At 60.8% G+C, this 23,987-nt stretch carries 21 protein-coding genes; 4 read left to right on the top strand and 17 right to left on the bottom strand.

The features are described 5' to 3' along the window. Window positions 1-72: 72 nt before the first annotated feature. Complete coding sequence (locus FBZ97_RS22655; protein ID WP_113354305.1) at window positions 73-972, top strand: LysR substrate-binding domain-containing protein; 900 nt, start codon at window positions 73-75, stop codon at window positions 970-972. Between the two features lie 335 nt (window positions 973-1,307). Here FBZ97_RS22655 and FBZ97_RS22650 read toward each other — a convergent pair whose 3' ends face one another. The 6 genes from FBZ97_RS22650 to FBZ97_RS22625 form a co-directional block, all read right to left on the bottom strand. Continuing rightward, a complete protein-coding gene (locus FBZ97_RS22650) occupies window positions 1,308-1,715 on the bottom strand; it encodes a F0F1 ATP synthase subunit epsilon (RefSeq protein WP_095436050.1) in 408 nt (135 codons plus the stop codon). 77 nt (window positions 1,716-1,792) lie between these two features. After that, on the bottom strand, window positions 1,793-3,223 hold the full coding sequence (atpD, locus tag FBZ97_RS22645; protein ID WP_069613407.1) for a F0F1 ATP synthase subunit beta: 1,431 nt from the start codon (window positions 3,221-3,223) through the stop codon (window positions 1,793-1,795). A 24-nt stretch (window positions 3,224-3,247) separates the two neighbouring features. Next, window positions 3,248-4,132 carry a F0F1 ATP synthase subunit gamma gene (locus FBZ97_RS22640; protein WP_015341388.1) on the bottom strand — a complete coding sequence of 295 codons (885 nt, stop codon included), beginning with the start codon at window positions 4,130-4,132 and terminating at the stop codon, window positions 3,248-3,250. A gap of 29 nt (window positions 4,133-4,161) precedes the next feature. After that, on the bottom strand, window positions 4,162-5,691 hold the full coding sequence (atpA, locus tag FBZ97_RS22635) for a F0F1 ATP synthase subunit alpha (RefSeq protein ID WP_069613405.1): 1,530 nt from the start codon (window positions 5,689-5,691) through the stop codon (window positions 4,162-4,164). Beyond that, a complete protein-coding gene (locus FBZ97_RS22630; protein WP_113354306.1) occupies window positions 5,691-6,257 on the bottom strand; it encodes a F0F1 ATP synthase subunit delta in 567 nt (188 codons plus the stop codon). Before FBZ97_RS22630 ends, atpA begins: the two co-directional genes overlap by 1 nt. A 262-nt stretch (window positions 6,258-6,519) precedes the next feature. Beyond that, entirely contained in the window at window positions 6,520-6,903 is a 384-nt protein-coding gene (locus tag FBZ97_RS22625; RefSeq protein WP_145322038.1) for a DUF4345 domain-containing protein, read from the bottom strand. A 257-nt stretch (window positions 6,904-7,160) separates the two neighbouring features. On the opposite strand from FBZ97_RS22625, the gene FBZ97_RS22620 reads away from it, so the two are divergent. Next, entirely contained in the window at window positions 7,161-8,216 is a 1,056-nt protein-coding gene (locus FBZ97_RS22620; protein ID WP_113390815.1) for a nucleotidyltransferase domain-containing protein, read from the top strand. Between the two features lie 2 nt (window positions 8,217-8,218). Here the strand turns inward: FBZ97_RS22620 and FBZ97_RS22615 are convergent, their stop codons facing one another. The 3 genes from FBZ97_RS22615 to FBZ97_RS22605 are packed head-to-tail and all read right to left on the bottom strand — an operon-like array spanning window position 8,219 to window position 12,614. Next, window positions 8,219-10,450 (bottom strand): primosomal protein N', encoded by a 2,232-nt coding sequence (locus FBZ97_RS22615; protein WP_113354309.1) that lies wholly within the window; start codon window positions 10,448-10,450, stop codon window positions 8,219-8,221. A gap of 57 nt (window positions 10,451-10,507) precedes the next feature. Then, window positions 10,508-11,644 (bottom strand): AAA family ATPase, encoded by a 1,137-nt coding sequence (locus FBZ97_RS22610; protein ID WP_113354310.1) that lies wholly within the window; start codon window positions 11,642-11,644, stop codon window positions 10,508-10,510. 25 nt (window positions 11,645-11,669) lie between these two features. Then, window positions 11,670-12,614, bottom strand: a complete 945-nt coding sequence (locus tag FBZ97_RS22605) for a 1-acyl-sn-glycerol-3-phosphate acyltransferase (RefSeq protein WP_113354311.1) — start codon at window positions 12,612-12,614, stop codon at window positions 11,670-11,672. Between the two features lie 247 nt (window positions 12,615-12,861). On the opposite strand from FBZ97_RS22605, the gene FBZ97_RS22600 reads away from it, so the two are divergent. Both FBZ97_RS22600 and FBZ97_RS22595 read left to right on the top strand, forming a co-directional pair. Continuing rightward, window positions 12,862-13,797 (top strand): tyrosine recombinase XerC, encoded by a 936-nt coding sequence (locus FBZ97_RS22600; RefSeq protein WP_113354440.1) that lies wholly within the window; start codon window positions 12,862-12,864, stop codon window positions 13,795-13,797. A gap of 148 nt (window positions 13,798-13,945) precedes the next feature. Beyond that, window positions 13,946-15,037, top strand: coding sequence for a TraB/GumN family protein (locus tag FBZ97_RS22595; protein WP_113354441.1), 1,092 nt, complete (start codon window positions 13,946-13,948; stop codon window positions 15,035-15,037). Here the strand turns inward: FBZ97_RS22595 and FBZ97_RS22590 are convergent. From FBZ97_RS22590 to odhB, 8 genes are all read right to left on the bottom strand, one after another. After that, a complete protein-coding gene (locus FBZ97_RS22590; protein WP_186449532.1) occupies window positions 15,021-15,527 on the bottom strand; it encodes a DUF2867 domain-containing protein in 507 nt (168 codons plus the stop codon). The genes FBZ97_RS22595 and FBZ97_RS22590 overlap by 17 nt on opposite strands. 101 nt (window positions 15,528-15,628) lie before the next feature. Continuing rightward, the gene (locus tag FBZ97_RS22585; RefSeq protein WP_145322036.1) at window positions 15,629-18,490 is read right to left on the bottom strand and encodes a M16 family metallopeptidase; all 2,862 of its coding nucleotides are present in this window, start codon (window positions 18,488-18,490) and stop codon (window positions 15,629-15,631) included. A 112-nt stretch (window positions 18,491-18,602) separates the two neighbouring features. Continuing rightward, on the bottom strand, window positions 18,603-20,009 hold the full coding sequence (lpdA, locus tag FBZ97_RS22580; protein ID WP_145322034.1) for a dihydrolipoyl dehydrogenase: 1,407 nt from the start codon (window positions 20,007-20,009) through the stop codon (window positions 18,603-18,605). Window positions 20,010-20,037: 28 nt separating this feature from the next. Continuing rightward, entirely contained in the window at window positions 20,038-20,676 is a 639-nt protein-coding gene (locus tag FBZ97_RS22575; RefSeq protein WP_113354314.1) for a LysE family transporter, read from the bottom strand. Window positions 20,677-20,693: 17 nt separating this feature from the next. Next, window positions 20,694-21,449, bottom strand: coding sequence for an SDR family oxidoreductase (locus FBZ97_RS22570; protein ID WP_069613392.1), 756 nt, complete (start codon window positions 21,447-21,449; stop codon window positions 20,694-20,696). Beyond that, window positions 21,446-21,973 (bottom strand): hypothetical protein, encoded by a 528-nt coding sequence (locus tag FBZ97_RS22565; protein ID WP_233788636.1) that lies wholly within the window; start codon window positions 21,971-21,973, stop codon window positions 21,446-21,448. Before FBZ97_RS22565 ends, FBZ97_RS22570 begins: the two co-directional genes overlap by 4 nt. After that, window positions 21,970-22,719 (bottom strand): DUF4241 domain-containing protein, encoded by a 750-nt coding sequence (locus tag FBZ97_RS22560; protein WP_113354315.1) that lies wholly within the window; start codon window positions 22,717-22,719, stop codon window positions 21,970-21,972. Before FBZ97_RS22560 ends, FBZ97_RS22565 begins: the two co-directional genes overlap by 4 nt. A 15-nt stretch (window positions 22,720-22,734) precedes the next feature. Then, a complete protein-coding gene (gene odhB / locus FBZ97_RS22555; protein ID WP_069613390.1) occupies window positions 22,735-23,982 on the bottom strand; it encodes a 2-oxoglutarate dehydrogenase complex dihydrolipoyllysine-residue succinyltransferase in 1,248 nt (415 codons plus the stop codon). Between the last annotated feature and the right edge of the window lie 5 nt (window positions 23,983-23,987).

Raw genomic sequence — 23,987 nt, 5'->3', positions numbered from 1 at the left:
GCATCACAATTTCAGATCTTCAAATCCGGGCAATTATCGGGAATATTGATGATCTGAAGTTATGGAGAGCCGATGCTAGAAAAAATCCCGCTTGAGGCCTTCCGCGTGTTCGATGCGGCCGCGCGCGCCATGAATTTTTCCCGCGCCGGCCGCGAGCTCAACATCACCCAGGCCGCCGTCAGCCGCCGCATCAAGGGATTGGAAGATCATCTCGGCGCGACGCTCTTTACCCGGCGCGGCCGAAATCTGGCGCTGACACCGGACGGCGAGCGGCTATTCCAGCGCGTCCGCGCCACGCTGGAATATCTGGAAGAAAGCCTGGAGCCCTTTCGCACAGGAACAGGCGAAATCATCTCGATCGCGGCCAGCGGCTCGATCTCCCATCTCTGGCTCGGGCAGCGGCTACGGGATTTCGGCAAGGAGAGCCCCGGCATCTCGGTCCGCCTGCTGACGACGGATGTGCACTCCGAACTCGCCTCGGAGAACAACGATCTCATCATCATCTATTCCACCGGCGAACACCCGCGCTGGAACCTGACGCCGCTCTTGAAGGAAGTGCTGGTGCCGGTCGCCTCGCCGGATTACCTGGCGGCCCGCGGTCTCGACCCGCAGGCACTGACGGCGGTCGACATTGCCGGGCTCGATCTCATCGACTACGAACGCGCCAATGCCCATTGGATCAGTTTCCGTCAATGGTTCGGCCGCGTCGGTGACCCCTTGAAGGGCAAGCTGCCGCGACCGCGCCTGTCCTTCTCGACCTACATCATGGCGGTGGAAGCAGCACTCAGGGGCGAAGGTATCGCGCTCGGCAGCCTCGGTCTCATAGAGGAATATCTACAAGCAGGCACCCTCGTCACCGTCGGCAACGACCGTGTCGAGAGCGGCTTTGGGTATTATCTCGGCGCACCGCGCTTCCGTTCGTTGTCTCCCGAGGCGGCGCAGCTGCACCGATATCTGCTGGAAGGGCAGTAGGTCTGATGCGGCTTCGGGGGAATCGCCTCAATGCCTTCGCGTCGAGAAATGACAGATGTGGTCGCACACCATCCGTCCTCTTGGTTCGAGGCTGCAGCTCATTCGACAAGCTCATGGGGGCTTTCGCACCTCACTCACCATGAGGACTGATCTTGCGTGGCTCTCCACGGGGCTCTGGCGTGGCTCGCTGCGTGCTTGCTCCACCTCATGGTGAGGTGCAGCGCCGTTAAGCGGAGCGAAAACGGTGATGCCTCGAACACGAGGTGGCCCTGCCCTCCAACAAAAAAGCGGCCCATAGGACCGCTTTCATCTCAATCATCACTATTCGGATCTCATCAATCCTGCGGGATCGAGCCGCGCAGATGCGAGAGTTCCATGATGAAGTGCTCCAGGCGCGACTTGTGCTCATGATGCTCGGCATCTTCAAGCTCGGCCTTGGCGGCATTGATGCGGCGGTCCAGCTCGTCGCGACTCATGTCTTCGACCGGAACGGCGGATTCGGCGAGCAGCGTGCAGCCGGTCGGCAGAATGTCAGCGAAGCCGCCGAAAACCACGTAGTCCTGCTTCTTGCCCGAAGCCGAATGCACCTTGACGACACCAGGCTTGATCGTGGTCATGGTCGGCGCATGGTTCGCCATGACGGTCATCTCGCCTTCGCTGGCGGGGATGACGACATCGATGACCTGTTCCGACAGCAGCAGACGCTCCGGAGAAACCAGTTCGAAATTGAAATTGTCAGCCATGGCCCGTCACTTCTCGATTGTCTTATTCGCAAGGCAAGGGCGCGCGGACAATGCCGCGCGCCGATGGATTGGCCTGATTAGGCGGCCAGCTTCTTGGCCTTTTCGATCGCTTCGTCGATCGAGCCGACCATGTAGAAAGCAGCTTCCGGCAGGTGGTCGTATTCGCCATTGACCAGGCCCTTGAAGCCTTTGATCGTGTCTTCGAGAGCGACGAGCTTGCCCGGCGAACCGGTGAAGACTTCGGCGACGAAGAACGGCTGCGACAGGAAGCGCTCGATCTTGCGGGCGCGGGCAACAGCCAGCTTGTCGTCTTCGGACAGCTCGTCCATGCCCAGGATGGCGATGATGTCCTGCAGGGCCTTGTAGCGCTGCAGCGTCGACTGAACCTTACGGGCAACTTCGTAGTGCTCTTCGCCGACGACCATCGGGTCGAGCATGCGCGAGGTGGAGTCGAGCGGGTCGACGGCCGGGTAGATGCCCTTTTCAGCGATCGAGCGCGACAGAACGGTCGTTGCGTCCAGGTGGGCGAACGAGGTTGCCGGTGCCGGGTCGGTCAAGTCGTCGGCCGGAACGTAAATGGCCTGAACCGAGGTGATCGAGCCCGTCGTCGTCGTGGTAATGCGTTCCTGCATCTGGCCCATGTCGGTTGCGAGCGTCGGCTGATAGCCCACGGCCGAAGGAATACGGCCGAGCAGAGCCGACACTTCCGAACCAGCCTGCGTGAAGCGGAAGATGTTGTCGACGAAGAACAGAACGTCCTGACCTTCATCGCGGAAGTTTTCAGCAACGGTCAGACCGGTCAGAGCGACGCGAGCGCGGGCGCCCGGCGGTTCGTTCATCTGGCCGTAAACGAGCGCAGCCTTGGAACCTTCGCCACCGCCGTGCTTGTTGACGCCCGATTCGATCATTTCGTGGTAAAGGTCGTTGCCTTCGCGGGTACGCTCACCCACGCCTGCGAACACCGAGTAACCACCGTGCGCCTTGGCGACGTTGTTGATCAGTTCCATGATGAGAACGGTCTTGCCGACGCCGGCGCCGCCGAACAGGCCGATCTTGCCGCCCTTTGCATAAGGGGCGAGCAGGTCGACGACCTTGATGCCGGTGACTAGGATCTGCGCTTCCGTGGACTGCTCGACGTAGGACGGAGCTTCCTGGTGGATGGCGCGCTTCTTGGAGGTGTTCAGCGGACCTGCTTCGTCGACCGGCTCGCCGATGACGTTCATGATGCGGCCGAGCGTCTCGTGTCCGACCGGAACCGAAATCGGTGCGCCCGTGTCCTTGACCGGCTGACCGCGAACCAGACCTTCGGTCGAGTCCATGGCAATGGTGCGGACGGAATTTTCGCCGAGGTGCTGTGCGACTTCGAGAACCAGACGATTGCCGTTATTGTCGGTTTCAAGCGCGTTCAGGATCGCCGGGAGCTCGCCGTCGAAAGCAACGTCCACAACGGCGCCGATAACCTGAGTAACCTTACCGACAGAACCTGCGGGGGTAGCTGCGTCAGCCATATTCTTACCCTCTTTTCCCTAACCTCAGAGCGCTTCCGCGCCCGAAATGATTTCAATCAATTCCTTGGTGATCTGTGCCTGGCGCTGACGGTTGTAGTTCAGCGTCAGCTTGTTGATCATCTCACCAGCGTTGCGCGTCGCATTGTCCATCGCGCTCATCTTGGCGCCCATCTCGCCGGCGACGTTTTCGAGCAACGCGCGGAAGATCTGGACGGAGATGTTGCGCGGGATCAGGTCCGCGAGGATCGAAGCCGCATCCGGCTCGTATTCGTAGACGGCGCCCTTGTGGGCTGCATCTTCTTCGACGACGGCGGGAGCCGAAGCCGGAATGAGCTGCTGTGCCGTCGGGATCTGGCTGATCACCGACTTGAATTCGGAATAGAACAGCGTGCAGACATCGAATTCGCCGGCTTCGAACATCTCGATGATGCGCTTGCCGATGGCGTCGGCATTGTCGAAACCGATGCGCTTGACGTCACGCAATTCCTTGCGCTCGACGATCAGCGATGCGTATTCGCGGCGAAGGACGTCATAACCCTTCTTGCCGACGGTGAAGATCTTTACCGTCTTGCCTTCCGCCAGAAGCTTGCGGGCATGGTCACGGGCAAAACGCGAAATCTGCGAATTGAAACCGCCGCACAGACCACGCTCGGCCGTGCAGACGACGAGCAGATGCACATCGCTCTTGCCGGTTCCGGTCATCAGCAGCGGCGCGCCGTCAGCATCGCTGACGGCAGCCGAGATGTTGGCCAGAACAGCGGCCATGCGCTGCGAATAAGGCCGGGCGGCCTCGGCCGCCTCCTGCGCACGCCGAAGCTTCGCCGCGGCGACCATTTTCATCGCCTTGGTGATCTTCTGCGTCGCCTTGACGGAGGCGATCCGGTTTTTCAGATCCTTGAGTGAAGGCATCCTTGGTCCGTCCTAGAGCTTGGGCCCGATTACGCGAAAGACTTGGCGAAGCTGTCGAGAGCAGCAGTGAGCTTACCCTTCGTCGCGTCGCTGATGGCCTTTTCGGTACGGATGGTATCGAGGATGTCCTTGCCTTCCGAGCGGAGGTACGACAGCAGGCCCTGTTCGAACTTGCCGACCTGAGCAACAGGCAGCTTATCGAGATAGCCGTTGACGCCAGCGAAGATCACCGCAACCTGCTCTTCCGTCTTCAGCGGCGAGAACTGCGGCTGCTTCAGGAGTTCGGTCAGGCGAGCGCCACGGTTCAGCAGGCGCTGCGTTGCGGCATCGAGGTCGGAACCGAACTGGGCGAAGGCGGCCATTTCGCGATACTGGGCGAGTTCACCCTTGATCGAGCCTGCAACCTGCTTCATCGCCTTGATCTGAGCCGACGAGCCGACGCGCGAAACCGAAAGACCGACGTTAACGGCAGGACGGATACCCTGATAGAACAGGTCGGTTTCGAGGAAGATCTGGCCGTCGGTGATCGAGATCACGTTGGTCGGAATGAAGGCCGAAACGTCGTTACCCTGCGTTTCGATGACCGGGAGAGCGGTGAGCGAACCAGCGCCCTTCTCGTCGTTCATCTTTGCAGCGCGCTCGAGGAGGCGCGAGTGCAGATAGAAAACGTCGCCCGGATAAGCTTCGCGGCCCGGCGGGCGGCGCAGCAGCAGCGACATCTGACGGTAAGCAACGGCCTGCTTGGAGAGGTCGTCATAGCCGATCAGGGCATGCTGAGCATTGTCACGGAAGTATTCACCCATGGCGCAGCCGGCAAACGGAGCCAGGAACTGCATCGGAGCCGGATCGGAAGCGGTCGCCGCAACGATGATCGAGTACTTCAGGGCGCCGCGCTCTTCGAGCACCTTGACGAACTGGGCAACGGTGGAGCGCTTCTGGCCGACAGCGACGTAGACGCAGAAGAGCTTTTCGCTATCCGGACCGTTATCCTGAATGGACTTCTGGTTCAGGATCGTGTCGAGGATGATCGCAGTCTTGCCGGTCTGGCGGTCGCCGATGACAAGCTCGCGCTGGCCGCGGCCAACCGGGATCAGAGCGTCGATGGCCTTGAGGCCGGTCGACATCGGCTCATGAACCGACTTGCGCGGAATGATGCCCGGAGCCTTGACGTCGACGCGCGAACGGCGGGTCGCATTGATCGGGCCCTTGCCGTCGATCGGGTTGCCGAGCGCGTCGACAACGCGGCCGAGAAGTTCCGGACCGACCGGAACGTCAACGATCGCGCCGGTGCGCTTGACGGTGTCGCCTTCCTTGATGTCACGGTCGGAGCCGAAGATAACGACACCGACATTATCGGCTTCGAGGTTCAGCGCCATGCCGCGGATGCCGCCGGGGAATTCGACCATTTCGCCGGCCTGAACATTGTCCAGACCGTAGACGCGGGCGATACCGTCACCGACGGAGAGAACCTGGCCGACTTCGGAGACTTCAGCTTCCTTGCCAAAGTTTTTGATCTGATCTTTCAGAATTGCGGAAATTTCCGCGGCGCGGATATCCATCAGCCGACCTCTTTCAATGCAAGCTTAAGGGTGGAGAGTTTGGTGCGAAGGGACGTATCGATCTGACGCGAACCGACCTTGACGATCAGGCCACCAAGGATCGACGGATCGACGGTGACGGCAATCGTCACGTCCTTGCCGGTGACGCCCTTCAGCGCCGCCTTCAATTCATCTTCCTGCGCAGGAGTGAGCGCATGGGCCGAGGTGACCTCGGCGGAAATCTCGCCGCGATGCTGGGCGGCGATGATGCGGAAAGCCTTGATCATGCCCGGCAGCGCAAACAGGCGCCGGTTGCTGGCCACAAGCTTCAGAAAATTGGTGACATAGGCGCCGAAGCCGGCCTTCTTCGCCAGCACTTCGATCGCGCCGACCTGCTCTTCAGCCGAAAAAACCGGGCTGAGGACGAAGCGCTTCAGATCGTCGCTTTCGTCGAGCATGGCTTGGAACCGATCGAGATCGGCTGCCACTGCCGGCACGGCACCCTCTTCAAGAGCCAATTCGAACAGCGACGAGGCATATCGTTCTGCAACGCCAGAAACATGCTGGGATGTGTCTGCCACGGGCACAAAATTCCCTGATTTCAACCCAAGAACCAAACTTCCGGGTGACGGAAGCGATATGCCCTTGAATTCGTTTTGATTTCCCCCAGAAATCAGCAGGAGCGCGCTCCTGCCTCATCCGAAATTCGGGGTTCGTCTAACATAGGATATTGAGACTCGCAACACGCGTATTCGACGAATACGCCATTCGGGCGAATTTATGATGGCAAAATTTAAAAAGCATGGGGATAGCACAGGCAAAAATGGCCGCGCCGGAGCCGTTTTCGGCTCAAATATAGCCAAGACCATAGAGAAAAGGTAGCGCCGCAAGAATCGCCTGCACAACCAGAAGGAGAAGGCTCAAAAATACACTGCCCCGATCGGACATGAGCGACAGGATGCGACCGAACGCCGCGACACTGAAGGAGGCGCCGAGCGCGAGATAGATCATCGGCTGCGCTAGGAGGATCGCCACCAGCCCGAAACCGACCATGAAGCCACCGGCCGAGCGCGCTTCCGCATGGGCCTCCGACCGGCCCTCCTTCACCTGCAGCTTGAGGAAGCGGTAGGTGTAGCCTGGTGCGAACATGAGGAAAAGGCCGATCAGTGCAGTAACGGCAGCCGAACAATAGGCAAGCCGCTCGCCGAATTCTGTCGGAAAATAAAGCTCCATCGGTTTTCCTCAAGTCAGTCAAATCAAATCAATCACAAGGAGAAATCGACATATGACATGAAGCGCGGCGAGAGGGAATACGGTACGAAATGCGCGGGATGAACATGTATAAATATCGCAATTATATGAAAATATTTACATTATCCCTATTTTATATTATTTTTGGCTGAAAAGGGATAATCCGGCATCGTTGCCAATTTCTTTGCTGGAAATGAGCTTATCCCTTTTCAAGAGAAAAATTTTTTGAAAGGGATAAATTGTTTCATTTCAGTGAATTAAAGAGCGATCAAATAAGACAGACCATCGATACGGAGCAGGTATTCGAAACCTGGCTCGCCGTAAATGCCGAGCTGTCTCATCGATTTGCAGGCGCCATGGCATGGAAAACGGTTTCCGGACGCGACTACCTTTATCGCAAGGCAAAGACTGCATGGAAATCACTTGGCCCGCGCTCTTTCGACACTGAGCAAACTTACCACCAATTTCATGAGGGCAGAAACGAACGTCGACAGCGCCTGGCCGCATTATCAACCAAGCTCGACGAAATGGCGGCCATCAATCGGGCTATGCGACTTGGCAGAATGCCATTAACAACCTCGCGCATTCTGCGGGCGCTCAATAGGGCCGATCTTATCGGTAGCGCTCTGGATATTGTCGGCACGAATGCGCTTTTTCTCTATGAGAGACTTGGCGGCATCAGGATCGACAGTGGCCTTCTCGCAACCGGCGACATCGATCTGCTTTTCGACGCGCGAACAAACCTCAATCTTTTGCGAAGGAATATCGGCGCGGAAGGGTTGATGGGTATCCTACGCACTGCCGACAAATCGTTTCATTCACTTGGTAAGCGGAGTTTCCGCGCCGCAAATAAGGATGGATATCTTGTCGACTTGATCGGCCCCATGCCATCGCATCCCATCAGCAATTCAAGGCCCGCCAGTATTGGTCAGAATGAGGATGATCTGGCCGCCGTCGAGATAGAGGGCCTGCAATGGCTGGTTAATAGCCCTAAGGTGGCAGCTATTGTCCTTGATGAACGCGGCTACCCCGTACAATATACCTGCCCCGATCCTAGAAGTTTTGCCTTGCACAAGCTTTGGCTTTCACGCCGGGAAGATCGCGACCCCTTGAAGAAACTCCGCGATGAAGCGCAGGCTCATGCGGTCGCAAACATGATAGGCCGTTATCTGCCGCACCTTCGATTTGACGACCCCGTACTCGGCGCTATCCCGAAGGGCCTGCGAAAGCTGTCCCATGAGTTGGAACACACAGCGTCGAAGTCGCCAGACGATAAAATCGAACCGAATTGGTAACTTCATAAGAAGCTTTGCGGATCGATATCGAGCTGCACTTGCACGGAGCCGCGCTCTTTCGGTGATTGCGCCAGCATCGCGCGCAGAAAGCCCTGCATGTCGGAATTGCGCCTGCCATGCACCAGCAGTCGGAAGCGATGGCGGCCGCGTACCAGCGCGATCGGCGCTTCGGCAGGACCGAGCACCGAAATACCCGAAACCTGCGGCGCCGCATTGCGCATGCCGCGCGCATGGGTCTCGGCATCCTGCCTACTGTCGGCCGAAACGATGATCGAGGCAAGCCGGCCGAAGGGTGGCAAGATGGCCCTCTCCCGCTCCGAAATCTCGCGCTCGTAAAAGGCGGTGGCATCGCCGGATACGATCGCCTGCATGACGGGATGCTGCGGCTGGTAGGTCTGCAGCAAGCCATGGCTCTTGAGGCCGGTTCGCCCGGCGCGTCCCGTCACCTGCGACAGGAGCTGGAACGTCCGCTCAGCGGCGCGCGGATCGCCATTCGCCAGGCCGAGATCGGCATCGACGATGCCGACCAGCGTCATCAGCGGAAAATTGTGCCCCTTGGCGACGAGCTGCGTGCCGATGACGATATCGGCCTCGCCCTTGGCGATGGCGTCGAGCTCCAGCCGCAGCCGCTTGACGCCGCCCATGATGTCGGAAGAGAGCACGATCGTCCGCGCCTCGGGGAAATGCCGCTCCACCTCTTCGGCAATGCGCTCGACGCCCGGCCCGCAAGCAACGAGATGGTCGAGCGTGCCGCATTCGGGACAGGCCTCCGGCGTGCGCTCGGCATAGCCGCATTGATGGCACTGGATCTGATTGCGGAAGCGGTGCTCCACCAGCCAGCTCGAACATTGCGGGCACTGGAAGCGATGGCCGCAGACGCGGCAGAGCGTCAACGGCGCATAGCCGCGCCTGTTGAGGAACAGCAGCGCCTGCTCGCCCTTGGCAACCGTCTTGCCGATCGCGCGGATCATCACGGGCGAAAGAAAACCGCCGCGCTCCGGCGCATGCCGGCGCATGTCGATCAGATGCAGATCTGGAAGGGCCGCATCGCCATAGCGCGTCGGCAAGTGGATTGTCGTGTAGCGCCCGCTCTGGCCATTGACCTGGCTCTCGACCGAAGGCGTCGCCGACACCAGCACGACCGGGAAATCGCCGATGCGGCCGCGCACCACAGCCATATCCCGTGCATTATAATAGACGCGATCCTCCTGCTTGTAGGCCGGGTCATGTTCTTCATCGACGATGATGAGCCCTAGATCCTCGAAAGGCAGGAACAGCGCTGAACGCGCCCCGGCCACGACCCTGACTTCGCCGGTAACGGCCTGGCGCCAGACCTTTTCTCGCATCTTCGGCGCAAGATCGGAATGCCATTCAGCCGGCTTGGCGCCGAAGCGATCCTGAAAGCGCTCCAGAAAACTTGCCGTCAACGCGATTTCCGGCAGCAGGATCAGCACCTGCTTGCCACGTCTCAGCGTTTCGGCGATGGCCTCGAAATAGACCTCCGTCTTGCCGGAACCGGTGACGCCGTCGATCAGGGAAACCGCGAACTCGCCCTTGCGCACATCGGCCAGGATCTCATCGGCAGCATCCTTCTGCGGCCCTTGCAACCGTGACGCGGTGAATTCCGGATCGGGCTTGGCGACGACGGGTGGCGGCGGCAGAAAGATCGTCTCGAAAATGCCCTGCGCAATTAGCCCGTCGACGACGCTGGTGGAGACACCGGCCGCATGCGCCAAGCCGAGCCGCGTCCACGAAAGCCCGTCGGCGGCAATCTCCATTACCTTGGCGCGCGCCGGCGTCATCCGTTCCGGCTGCCTGCCGATGAATCGCAGTCCCTCGACCATCGGTTCGGGATCGAAGGCGGCCGGCGCTCTCAGCGCCATGCGCGCCACCAACCCCGGCGGCGACAGCGTATAAGCGGCAACCCAATCGATGAAATCGCGCATATGCTTGCCGAGCGGCGGGCAATCGAACACATGGCTGATCGGCCGAAGCTTTTTCGGATCGACACCACCATCATCCTCGCCATCCCAGACCACGCCGATCACCTGCCGCGGCCCGAGAGGCACCTGCACGACAGAACCAGGCTCGACCGCCATGCCCTCGGGCACCGCATAGGAATAGGCCCGCGGCGCCGGCATCGGCACGAGAACGGGCACGGTACGGCTCATCACAGGCTTTGCAGGCGCCGCCTCGAAAAGCGCACCGAACAGATCGGAAGAATCTTTGCTCATTACGCCAGACCATGCCCCGGACGGACGCAAAAGAAAACCCGGATTGCCGGATTGCCGCTACTCATCGCCCTCATCAATCTCACCAGTCAGCCGCATGCCGTCGATCCAGGTGGAGCCGTCCTCACGGATCACCCGGCGCGGCTTCGCGCCGCAGCGCTCGCGCACGGCTTCGGCCAGACGTTCTGAATGGGTAACGATCCAGATCTGGCTCGTCTTTGCAGCCTCAGCGATCATGTCGGCAAGCGGCACCAACATATCTGGATGCAGGCTCGCCTCCGGCTCGTTGAGCGCGATCAGCGGCGGTAGGCGGTAGGACATCAAGGCGGCGGCAAGGCCGAGAAAACGGATCTGGCCATCGGAAAGCTCACGCGGCTGGAAGACGCGGTTCGGAAACTCGGGCAGCATCAGGCCGAAATCCGCCGTTTCCTGTGGCTCCGGCACGACGAGCCTGGCGCCGCCAAGCGCTGCGGCAAGAACCCGGTCCAGCTCCACGGTGTCTTCGCGCGTATGGACGAGGGTTGCGAAAACGGCGGCGATATTGGCGCCATCCTCATCCAGCATGGGAGAGGTCACAGCAAGACAAGGCGCACGCAGCGGCGAGCCGCGATCTGTGCGGAAGCCATGGTAGAATCGCCAGGCGTCGACGGCGCGCCGGAACGTGCCAACCTCCGGAAAATGACCGGCATCACCGAGTAATGCGACCGCGGTTTCGGAGGTCAGGGCGTTCTCGGGATGCGCCTGCATGCGGCCGCTCTCGCCGCGCACGGAAATGCCTGGCCCCTCGCGCTTCATCATCGTCACCGGCCGCCGCCCGGTCTCGACGGAAAGTTCCTCGGCCTTGACCTGCGGCTCCAATGGAAATCCGGCGGAGGCACAAGGCGGCCGCATGCCCGCTTCGATCCAGTAGCGAAAGGTCGCCGCCCGCTCCATGTCGAGCAGCTCGACATCGAAGCGGATGCGGGGGGACTCATGCGAACGCCGCTTGCCCGACCACATGGCAGAGAACATCCCGCCTTCGCTCGATATCTCGTGCGCCAGCCGCCCACGAACAGCAGCCTGCACCAGCTGCAGGGAGCGATAGAGATTGGACTTGCCGACACCGTTCTCGCCGATGAACAGATTGACATCCGAAAGATCCATGCGGATCGAGCGCAAGGAGCGATAATTGCGGGCAAACATGGAGCGAAGCTGCATGCGGAGGGTTTAGCCGATTCCGATATTAAAGAGAATGCGAAACCAGAGGCTCGTCCTGGTTCGGAGGGACGAGCGGCGAGAAGGTTGCGTTTCCATCCGCCGCAAGATCGAAGACGGTGTGCCTCTCCAGCACCTTCGTCACTTCGTTGACATCGCCGTCCAGATGCTCAACCGGGATGAGATTGCCGACAAGGAAATCGAACCGGTCGCCGCGCTTGTTGAGCAACTCGTGAAAGACCGTCATGTCGCGCAGCTCGGTCGACCATTTGGCGAACCAGTAGAACAGGCCGGAATTGCGTGCCGTCAGATGCACGGGCAGGATCGGCAGATTGTATTTACGTGCCAAGCCCACGGCCGAGGTCTTCCACGGGCGTTCGTTCAGCCTGCCGTTCGCCCAGTAGGCGATGCGGCCGGACGGGAAGAGCACAGTCACCTTGCCCTCCGCCACGGCGCGGTTGGTCAACTGAAGCGTCTCGCGCGTCTTCGGCTTGCTCTTATATTCCTCGCGCCACTCCACAGGGATGATCATCTCGGCAAAGCGCGGGTTGACGCGTACCGCATCGCGATTGGCAAAGATCATCATGTCGGGCCGGCGCGACTTCAGAAGATCGAAGACCGCAACGCCATCGGCGATGCCTGTGGGATGATTGCTGACGAGAATGAAGCCGCCCTTAGCCGGGATACGATCGGCATGGGTGACGCCGATGTCGAGCCGCAGCAGATCGCTCATATATTCGAAGCACTGAAAGCCGGAGAGCTTGGCGACATCGTCGGCGAATTCGATCGCCTTGTTGTAGCGCAGCAGCGTGTAGAGAAATGGGCGCATGAGCGGCCAGAGCGGATTACGCACGATCTTTTGCCCGCGCTCGGCGATGAGAGTATCGACAATATGTCCGGGCTGGCCCTGAGACACCAAAGCGATCGCTTCTGCAAGTTGTCCCAGTGCAGTTATCGAGCCGCGGCGCGCCATGAAGTGTCCTGAATGGTTGGGAGATATTCTATCGCAATCGAATATGATCGAAGCATGACAAGCGCCTCGCATATGGAAGGCGAACCATCCGAGATCCGGAATCGACCCATATGCAGTTTCATTGAAGTCCAGCTACTCCCCGCAGCACGAAGGGAAAACGCGCCGGAAGCAGCGGGAAAATTAGCGATTCCATAACCTTCCTTCCTTCAAAGTGGCAGAAGGAATCCGAATTTCAAGGGGTTTTCCACTGAACGAATTATTGATCATCGCCGACTCCAGGTTGATGGCAGAACGCAACCGCTGGCTAGATGCGCTTGGTCAGGAGCGGCGGCTCGCCGCCCACACGCTGAATGCCTATGAACGAGATACGCGGCAATTCTTGACCTTCCTCACCGGCCATCTCGGCGGTCCGGCAACGATCGAGGATATTCATGCGCTCCGTCCCGCCGACTTTCGTGCATTCCTTGCCGCCCGCCGCAAGGACGGCGCGGGCGCACGTTCGCTCGGCCGCAATCTTGCCGGGCTTCGCTCGCTGTTGCGCTATCTTGAGAAGAAGGGCCTTGTGAATGCCGCGGGTGCCGCTGCGGTCCGCTCGCCGAAACAGCCGAAATCGCTGCCGAAGCCCCTTTCCGACAAGCAGGCGATCACCGTCGTCAGTGACGAGGCGCAGCTGCACGAAGAACCATGGATCGCTGCGCGCGATGCCGCCGTGCTGACCCTGCTCTATGGCTGCGGTCTGCGCATTTCCGAAGCGCTGGATCTGAAACCGCAGGACTTTCCATCAGGAGCGACATCGCTGCGCATCACCGGCAAGGGCAACAAGACGCGACTGGTGCCGTTGCTTCCGATCGTTATCGAAGCGATCGATCAATATCGCAAGCTCTGCCCTTATCATCTCGAAACTGATGGCGCCCTCTTTCGTGGCGCGCGTGGCGGCAAGCTGCAGCCGGGCATCATCCAGCACGGCATGCAGAAACTGCGCGGCGCCTTCGGGCTGCCGGATACAGCAACACCGCACGCGCTCCGTCATTCCTTTGCCACTCACCTCCTGGCTGGCGGCGGCGATCTCAGAACCATCCAGGAACTGCTCGGCCACGCCAGCCTCTCGACGACGCAGGTCTATACCGGTGTCGACTCCTCGCGCCTGCTCGAAGTCTACGACCGCGCCCATCCCCGCGCGTAAGGCCGTTCGCGCGCATAAGAAAAGATTAACCTCTCGCGTTAAGGGAATTTCCGCCTCCCTCGCGTAAAGCAGAACCATGTCCCGGCATGCCCTCCGAAAGCCGCTTTCCGGCATTAGCGGTCATGCTCTCTGCGAATGGAAGATTCTGATGATTTCTGCCCTCGGATCCAAGACGATGCGGTCGATGAAGCCGACGCTTGGCGATATGCTGCTCTGGCTTGTAACCGCCCTTCCGCTGATGCTCGCAGTGCTGTTGGTCGCGACTATGCTGACGCTGCAGCCGGCTCATGCAGAAGGTGCAGTGTCCGACAGCTGCGGCGGCAAGGATCTGATGGCCGAACTTCAAAAGAACGATCCGGCGAAATACGCCTCCATCATCGCCGCCGGCGACAAGGTGGAGAATGGCAAGGGCATCTTCTGGAAGATCGAGAAGCCCGGCTTGAAGCCGTCCTGGCTGCTGGGCTCCATGCATGTTTCGGATTCGCGCGTGCTCACCATGCCGAGGGGCGCTGCAGACGCCGTTGCATCAGCCGATACGATCGTTGTCGAATCGGATGAGATCCTTGACGACAAGAAAGCCGCCGCTGCCCTTTTCGCCAATCCTTCGCTCACCATGCTCACCGACGGCTCGACCATCAGCCAGCATCTGTCGCCCGAAGACAATGCCCGGCTGGAAGCGGGCCTGAAAGCGCGCGGCATTGCGCTCGCTGCGGTTTCCCGCATGCAGCCCTGGCTGATCTCGAGCTCCTTCGAGATGACGGGCTGCGAGGTTCGCCGCAAGACGGCCGGTGCGAAATTCCTCGACCAGAAGCTGGCGGGCGATGCCGCGGCCGAGGGCAAGAAGGTCGTTGGCCTCGAAACGCTGGCAGAGCAGGCCAAGGCCATGAGCGATCTGCCGATCGCGCTTCATCTGAAATCGCTGATGCAGACGCTCGAACTGGGCGACAAGATCAACGACGTCAACGAAACGATGACAGGCCTCTATCTCGCCGGCAATATCGGCGCGATGATCCCGATGCTGAAGGTGATCGAACCGGACCAGAAGATCACCGATGCCGATACCGCCGCCTTCGAGCAGCGCATCATCCTCGACCGCAACAAGGTCATGGCCGAGCGCGCCGCGCCGGTTCTCGACAAGGGCAATGCCTTCATCGCCGTTGGCGCGCTTCACCTCGTCGGCGATCAGGGCCTCGTGGCGCTGCTACGCAAGCAGGGCTTTACTGTCACGGCGGTAAACTGACCGCTCGCAACCGCTTGCCGAGATCGGCAAGCATCGTCGCGACGATCAGGCGGTGGAATGGCGTGATGATGGCGAGATAGATCCGACCCAGCAATATGTTCCGCCGGACGAGCGTCGTGGCATCGACCAGCCGGCGCCCCTGATCGTCATCACGCACGTCGATAACGACCCGAAAATCGAGATGCCGATCATCGAAGCCGAGCACGACCTGATTGTCGGACTTGCTGACGACGGGAAAGAAGCCGATCTTTTCCAGCTCCTGTGCCCGAAGGTCGCTGCTGGATTTTAAGCCGAACAAACTGGTTATCGCATCGCGCACTCGTATCAGCAGCCGCGCCCAAATCGGAAAGCGGCTCAGCATCGATCGGGCGGCGGCGATGGCCGTCAGATCCGAGTTCGGGATACTCAGTTCGTAGCAGTCAGCCCAATCGGCATCCGGCAGCGCTGGATGCGGCATTAGGGGCTTCACCATCAAAGGCCTTGCAGACATGATTTCATCCGCCTTTATTCGACGGCTGCAGACTACCACACATTGCAATGCTACCCGACCAACAAAAGCCGGCTGCGGCAATTTGGCCGGCAGATAATGGCCTAACGCACGGCCGATCCATCCGCCGGCAATATCTTCAGCCGCCAGGAGGCATCAGGCTTCAGATAGGTTGTTGCGATGGCGCGGACATCCTCGGCGGTCACGGCTTCGTAGCCGCTGATGCTCCTGCGGATACGGTCGAGACGCCGAGGATCTCTCTGAGCATCGCGAAGATTCTGAACCCAATAGCCGTTGGTCTGCTGCGAACGCTTCACCGCTTCGATGATCGGAACCTTGGCCCGCGTCAGCTCATCAGGCGAAACATCTCCCTGACCGAGATCGGCGGCGATCTTATTCACCAGCTCAAAGAAGTGATCCACCTTGGCGGGTGTGGTTTCGACATAGAGATAGGCAAAACCATAGCCGGGGATCGACCTCGACAGATCGACCTCGCCCTGAGGGCTGTAGGTGGCGCCCTCGGCGATACGGAACTGGTCGATTAGGCGGTTCTGCAGGATCGCCCCGGCGACATTGGCAGCTGCGGCGCGCGGCAGATCCGAAAGGAAATCGCCGATCGGCATGGCGACGGCTGCACCGGCGCTGTCGCTGCGCCCATCGTGAAGGCGCACGACCGGATCGGCCGTCGGTGCCGGAAAATGCACGCCGGAACCGTCACTCTGTTTCCCTTCGTCGCCGCGAACCGGCAAGGCGCCAAAGGTCTGCGCGGTCAAGCGAATGACGTCATCGGCCTCGACATCGCCGGCGATGATGACCTCGATCGGTCCCTTCGAAAGAGCGGGCTGCAGGAGGCCCTCGAAATCTTCCAGCTTCGCATCCATCAACTGCGTCCGGTCCGGAAATGCCCAGCGCGGATCGCCGGAATGCAAGAGGCCCGAAAGGTCGCGGCCGACCACGCTGCCTGGCGTCGCCTGAAGCTGGGGAAGCATGTTCAGATAGGCTTGCTGGACCCGTTTGAAGACATCCGGACGATAGGCCGCATCGGAGACGTACGCCGTCAACAGCTGCAATTGCGTTTGCAGATCGCGCGGCTGCGTCGTACCTTCGAATTTGAAAGCGGCATCCTGAATGGCGAAATCAATGCTCACGACCTTCGCGGCAAAAGCCTTCTGAATGTCGTCGTAGCTGATGGCTTTCAGGCCGGATAGCGGCAGAGCCGGCGCCGCCCAAATCGGCAGCGGGCGATCGTTCGGCAGGTCCAGCCGGCCACGGCCGACTTCTGCGCGCACCAAAATCTCGTCAGCGCGATATTTCGTCGGCTTAACGGTCAGGCGGACGCCATTGGCGAAACGCACCATCGTAACGCCGAGATCATCGACCGTACGGCGTTCGACGATATCGCCGGGCTTGCCGAAATCGGTGTAGGGCCACGCGACCGAAGCCGCCTGTTCCGGTGCCTTTACCGCCACGGCGCGCGATTCGGCATAGGCTTTCTCGACAGCGGCATCGCCGCCTTCGGGCGTTTGCGGGATTTGCAGGACCAGCTGCGGGCCATTGCCGGTAAAGACGCGCTGAAGAACCTGGTTGACCTCTTCCGCCCGCAGGTCTTTCATCGCGGCATCAAACAGCGCCAGATCTTCCGCAGGCGAGGTGAAAACCATGTTTTCGCCGACGCTCCAGTTGAGCGAACCGGCAATATCCGGGCTCGTGCGCGTCGCGGCACCGCTCGCGGCTGCCTGGAGGGTGGAGCGATATTCGGCGATTTCCCTGTCGATCTCGCTCTGGTCGGCACCGAACTGCGCTAGGCGGCGCTGCTCCTGATCGATAGCGGCCAGGGCAGCCTGCCACTTCGCGGGATCGCTATCGGCGGAAACCATCGCCACATGGGCCGATTTCAGCAGATCCTGCGCACCGGCCTGCGCGCTGACGAAGGGCGGATTGGGCTGCTGTGCCAAAACTGACAGGCGCCGGTTGAGAACGGCGAGGCCGATATCCTCCACCAGCTGCGAGCGGCGCTTGGCAGCCGTATCCGGCGATGCGTCGTAGGCCCGTGTCCAGGCAAGCTGCACGCGGGTCGCGCCACCCGGCACGATGACCGTCCCGACGCGCTCTCCATGGCTTTGGAGAGTGCCGAGATCAGGGTCTGCGGGTGCAGCTGCGGCGGTGACCCAATTGCCGAAGCGGTTGCGGATATCGGCTTCGATGGCGGCCGCATCGATATCGCCGACGACAATCAGAGTGGCGCGATCGGGGCGATAATAGCTGCGGTAGAAATCCCGCAGCAGATCGACCGGAGCGTTGCTGATAATATCGGTCTTGCCGATGGGCGGACGCTGCGGCACACGCTGCCCTGGCAGCAGCTGAGCAAGCAAACCGGTCCCGCCGCGATATTGCGGCGCGTCGCGCAGCTTCTCTTCCGAAAGGATGACGCCGCGTTCGCGGTCGAAGGCGCCGGCATCGAGCGTCAGTTCGCTCGCCGTCTCGCGCATCAGCATCAGGCCGGTCGAAACCGTCTCCGGATTGGCTTCCGGCAGATCCAGCGCATAAACAGTTTCGCCATAGCTCGTCGACGCATTGGTATCCGCGCCGAAGGCAAGACCGAGACGCTGAAGGGTGCGCACCATCTCGCCTTCCGGCACATGGGTCGAGCCCTTGAAGGCCATATGCTCGAGGAAATGCGCCAAGCCCTGTTGGTCGTCGCGCTCCTGCAAGGAGCCAGCGCCGATACGGAAGCGGATCGCCACCTGACCGGCCGGTGTTGCATTGTGCATGACGGCATAGCGCATGCCGTTCGGCAAAGTCCCAAAGCGAATTCCCTGCTCCACCGGCAGATCGCTTGCCGCCTGAGGCCAGCTGGCGACAGGCGTTTCCGCATAGGCGGGAGCCGCAACGGTAACGAGGAGTGCGAGCGCTGTCGCAACGAAAAGTTTCAGGGATAGGCGGCCGGCTGGGTTTTGACGTGACATGCTTGCTTTGTTGGTGAGAACGATTGGATGATGCGATGCACGGGAGCCCGTACATCGCATCATCAGGCAAGCATTGCAATCCCGGCGCTTGTTACCCCGGGACGGTCCGATCTTACATATGGATCGGCTTGAAGAAGGTCGCGAGCGTGGCTTCCTTGACAGCTTCCGACATTGTGGGATGCGCGTGGCAGGTGCGACCGAGATCCTCCGACGAGCCGCCGAATTCCATCAGCACGACGATCTCGTGGATCATCTCGCCGGCGCCGAAGCCGACGATATGGCCGCCGAGCACGCGATCGGTTTCCTTGTCGGCGAGGATCTTGACGAAACCGTCCGTCGCCAGCATGGCGCGGGCGCGGCCGTTGGCGGAGAACGGGAACTTGCCGACCTTGTAGGCGATGCCTGCAGCCTTCAGCTCTTCCTCGGTCTTGCCGACGGAGGCGACTTCCGGCTGCGTATAGACGACGCTCGGGATGACGTCGTAGTTCACATGGCCGGCCTGGCCAGCGAGGATTTCCGCAAGCGCCACGCCCTCATCTTCCGCCTTGTGGGCGAGCATCGGACCCTTTACGACGTCGCCGATAGCATAGATGCCGGCGACGTTGGTCTTGAAGTGACCGTCGATCTCGACGCGGCCGCGATTGTCGAGAGCAACGCCGGCTTCTTCGAGGCCGAGGCCGGCCGTGTAGGGCTTGCGGCCGGTGGCAACGAGAACGACATCGGCGTCAAGCACGACCTTGTCGCCGCCCTTGACCGGCTCGAAGGTGACCTTCGCGCCGTTGCCGGTTTTTTCCACGCCGACGACCTTGGCGCCGAGATGGAACTCAAGACCCTGCTTGGCAAGCATGCGCTGGAACTGCTTGGAGACTTCACCGTCCATGCCGCCGAGGATGGTGTCGAGATATTCGACGACGGTGACCTTGGCGCCGAGGCGCGACCAGACCGAGCCGAGCTCGAGGCCGATGACGCCGCCGCCGACCACGATCATCTTGCCCGGCACCTTGTCGAGCGCGATGCCACCGGTCGAGGAGATGATGACCTTCTCGTCGATCTCAAGCGGAACGCCCGGAATGCCGGCAACGTCGGAGCCGGTGGCGATGACGATATTCTTGCCTTCGATCTCGGTCACCTTGCCATCTTCGGCCGTGACGGAAACCTTGCCGGCCGAAACGATCTTGCCGGTGCCCTGGAAGGCATCGATCTTGTTTTTCTTGAAGAGGAAGGCGACGCCATCGACGTTCGACTTCACGGTCGCATCCTTGTGCGCCAGCATCTTTTCAAGATTGAGCTTCGGTGCGCCGACTTCGACGCCGAGCGCATCCATGCCATGGCCGGCATGATGGAACACTTCGGAAGCGTGAAGCAGCGCCTTGGACGGAATGCAGCCGACATTGAGGCAGGTGCCGCCATACGTCGCGCGCTTTTCGACGACCGCGACCTTCAGGCCGAGCTGCGCTGCTTTGACTGCGCAGACATAGCCGCCGGGGCCGGTTCCGATAATGATCACATCGTAGGACATGTTTTAATTTCCTTGTTTTGTATCTTTGTTAGTCAGTCGCCCGTGCCAAGGCGAGGCGGATGCCGAAGCCGACAAGCGCCGCTCCGGTGACGCGGTTGAACCATTTACCCGATGCTATGAAACGATCGCGCACCGGCTTGACGGTGAAGAAGGTGGAAACGCCGGCAAACCAGGCGACAAGCGCCGTTGCCATGCCGATGCCGTAGCTGAACTGGATGAGCGCCGGCGTATCGTGATGGACGAGCGTCGAAAACAGCGACAGGAAGAACAGCACCGGCTTCGGGTTCAGCGCATTGGTGATGAAGCCCGTCGCCAGGCAGCGCCAGACGGAAACCGGCTTGCAATCTTCCTCGGTGATCTCGACATCCTTCACCTGAAAGCCGGATTGGCGGAAGGACTTGAAGCCGAGATAGACGAGATAGGCCACGCCTGCCCATTTGATCAGGCTGAACAGGACAAGCGACTGCGACACGATCAAGCCAAGGCCGAGAATGGTGTAGCTGATGTGGAAGAGCAGCGAGAAGCCCATACCAAGGCCTGTCATCATGGCGGCGCGGCGGCCATGCACGATGCTCTGGCGCAGGATCACGGCAAAATCGGCGCCCGGAATGACGATGAAGATCGAGAACACCGCCATCAGGCCGAGGAATTCGAGAATATATGGCATCTATCGTCCCTTTCCGATCAGCGACCGCCGCTCACGTCGAGCACGGCACCGGTTATATAGGATGCATGCGGGCTCAGCAGGTAGAGGATGGCATCCGCGACCTCATCAGCCGTTCCCGAGCGCTTCATCGGCAATTGCGGCGCGATATCGCGCGCCCGATCCGGCAGTCCGGCGGCCGCGTGGATATCGGTATCGATGATGCCGGGCCGCACCGCATTCACCCGAATGCCTTCCGCCGCCACCTCGCGTGCAAGCCCGACAGTGAACGTATCGATCGCGCCCTTGGAAGCGGCATAGTCGACATATTGCCCGCCACCGCCAAGCGTCGCCGCCATGGAGGAGACGTTGACGATCACTCCGCCCTTGCCGCCATGCCGGGTCGACATGCGGCGCACGGCTTCGGCCGCCGCCAGCATCGAACCGGTGACATTGATGCGAAACATGCGGTCGATCCGCTCCGGCGTCATTTCATCCAGGCGCTGGATGACATCGACGATGCCGGCATTGTTGACGAGCCCGTCGATGCGGCCGAAATGCGCGTCGACCTTGGCGAAGATGGCTTTGATATCCTTGGGCTTGCCGACATCGCCGGCAACTGCGATCGCCTGGCCGCCGGCGTCAACGATCGTCCCCACCACAGCCTCGGCCGCATCCTTGTTGGACGCATAATTGACCGCAACTGCCCAGCCATGCTGAGCGGCTGCCAGACAAACCGCGGCACCGATGCCGCGGCTGCCGCCGGTCACGAGAAGAACAGGTGTGTCGTCGGTCATTGATTGCATCCTTTCAGACTAAGGACATCCCAGGGTGCGACAGTTGCCTTGCCCTTGCCCCAGAGGGACGACTTCTGGATCGAGGGGCCGAGCGCCGGCAGGAACAGCCGATCCGCCGCGCTCTCGCCTTCTCCCGGCAATGCACGGATATGGCCTTTCAGATCCGAGGCATAGACCATGCCCTGCCACACGGTGCAGGCCCTGAGGTCGGCTCCCGTTACATCCCCTTCAGGACATTCGAACATGATCCGCCCATCGGCGCGCAGATGGTCGTCCGTGCGCATCACGATCCCATCGGCCACGATATTGGTGTTGCGCACTGCGAGCTTGAATCTGTTGCTGACGGATGATTCCGAGCCCATGGGCTCGAAGCGCAGCTCATAGGCATTGTCCATATCGACATAGACAGCCTTTTCCTGCACGCATTCTTCCGCATAGGCAGGCACGGGATTGACCGCGCAGGCCACCATTATCCAAGGCATCGAGGCCAGTCGGATCATCGCGGTTGCGATCGGCATCGTCATTGCCCTCCCGGCTCGCGCCGGCCGTCGGCATTTTCCATGACGCCGAAATCGGTGAACAGAACCAGCGGCCTGCCGGCGGCATCCAGCCCCCAAAAAACCGGATAGAAGCCATCACCCCAGCCGCTCGAGAAGATGGCGACGTTGCCGCGCTTGTCCGATATCGGCCGATGTAAGACGTAGTCGTCGTTATTCGGCTGCAGCTCGGAGGCCAGAACGTCATCATAGTAGTTGATATCCGACGATGACTTCCCTGCCTGGACCTGCTTTTCGCGCTCCTGGATCAGCGCGAAGGTGTCGGCATCCATGTAGCAGCCAAGACCAGCATCGACCGGATAACCGAAGAACTCATCATTCTTCAACGAGTTGATATCCTGGCCGGGGACCACGGCCAATTCCCAGCGCACCGGCTTGCCCTCGGCAAAACGCATGCTGGCGGCAGCGATGCGGCCGAAGGCTTGATACAAGGTAACGGGATAATCGCCGGGAGAAACGGTGCGAGTAAATGCGGCGCGGTCAGGCCCGACGAGCGGGTCGCTGGCGACGATGCGCCCGGAGATCAGTTCCACCTTACCGATGTGCAGGACATTGATCGAGCGGGCGGCAAGATCGGCGTCGCCAAGCGACGCCAGATCGAGATTGCTGCTGAGTTTGGAAATGTCGAGCTCCGCCGCGCCGGCGGAGGATGGCACCCATGCGGCGACGGCGCATAGCAATCCGCGCAGCGTCCGCATGGGCCATGTCGACATGATCCAACGCTCCCCTTAGAGATCGAGAACGAGACGTTCCGGATCTTCCAGGCTTTCCTTGACACGCACGAGGAAGGTTACCGCTTCCTTGCCGTCGACGATGCGGTGATCGTAGGAGAGCGCCAGATACATCATCGGACGGATGACGACCTGGCCGCCGATGGCGACAGGACGCTCCTGGATCTTGTGCATGCCGAGAATGCCCGACTGCGGCGCATTCAGGATCGGCGAGGACATCAGCGAACCGTAGACGCCGCCATTGGTAATGGTGAAGGTGCCCCCCTGCATGTCGGCCATCGCCAGCGTACCGTCGCGAGCCGCCTTCGCCAGACGGCCGAGTTCCTTCTCGACTTCCGCGATCGACATCTGGTCGGCGTCGCGGATGACGGGAACGACAAGACCCTTGTCGGTGCCGACAGCCATGCCGACGTGGCAGTAGTTCTTGTAGATGATGTCGGTGCCGTCGATCTCGGCGTTGACAGCGGGCAGTTCCTTCAGCGCATGGGTGACGGCCTTGGTGAAGAAGCCCATGAAGCCGAGCTTCACGCCATGCTTCTTCTCGAAGATGTCCTTGTACTTGTTGCGCAGGTCCATGACGGCCTTCATGTCCACCTCGTTGTAGGTGGTAAGCATGGCAGCGGTATTCTGCGCATCCTTGAGGCGCTTGGCGATCGTCTGACGCAGGCGCGTCATCTTGACGCGCTCTTCGCGGTTGACGTCCTCGACAGCGGTCGGCGCGCGGGCAGCAACCGGTGCTGCCGGTGCGGCGGCCGGCGCCGATGCAGCCTTGGCAACGGCAGCGATCACATCGCCCTTCAAGACCTGGCCGCGCTTGCCGCTGCCTTCGACCTGATCGGCGGAGAGGTTGTTTTCAGCAAGCAGCTTGCCGGCAGCCGGAGCCGGCGGCATGGAGGAAGCCGGAGCGGAAACGGCGGGAGCGGCAACCGGTGCAGCGGCGGCGGGTGCCGGAGCAGCAGCAGCGGCAGCGGGTGCGGCAGCCTGTGCCGGAGCGGCAGCAGCGCCGTTGCCGGCGGAGATCTGGCCGAGCAGCGCACCGAGACCCACGGTTTCGCCGGCCTGGGCAACGATTTCGGAAAGCGTGCCGGCAGCAGGCGCCGGAACTTCGATCGTCACCTTGTCGGTTTCAAGTTCGAGAAGCGGCTCATCGGCCTTGATGGCATCGCCGACCTTCTTGAACCAGGTACCGACGGTCGCTTCGCTGACGGATTCGCCGAGGGTAGGAACGCGGATTTCAGTGGCCATTGTTC

This window comes from Rhizobium sp. ERR 942 (assembly GCF_007828395.1).
GTDB classification, from domain to species: Bacteria; Pseudomonadota; Alphaproteobacteria; order Rhizobiales; family Rhizobiaceae; genus Rhizobium; species Rhizobium dioscoreae.
Note: the sequence above shows the minus strand (reverse complement) of the source record. Positions and strands in the feature narration are given on the sequence as shown.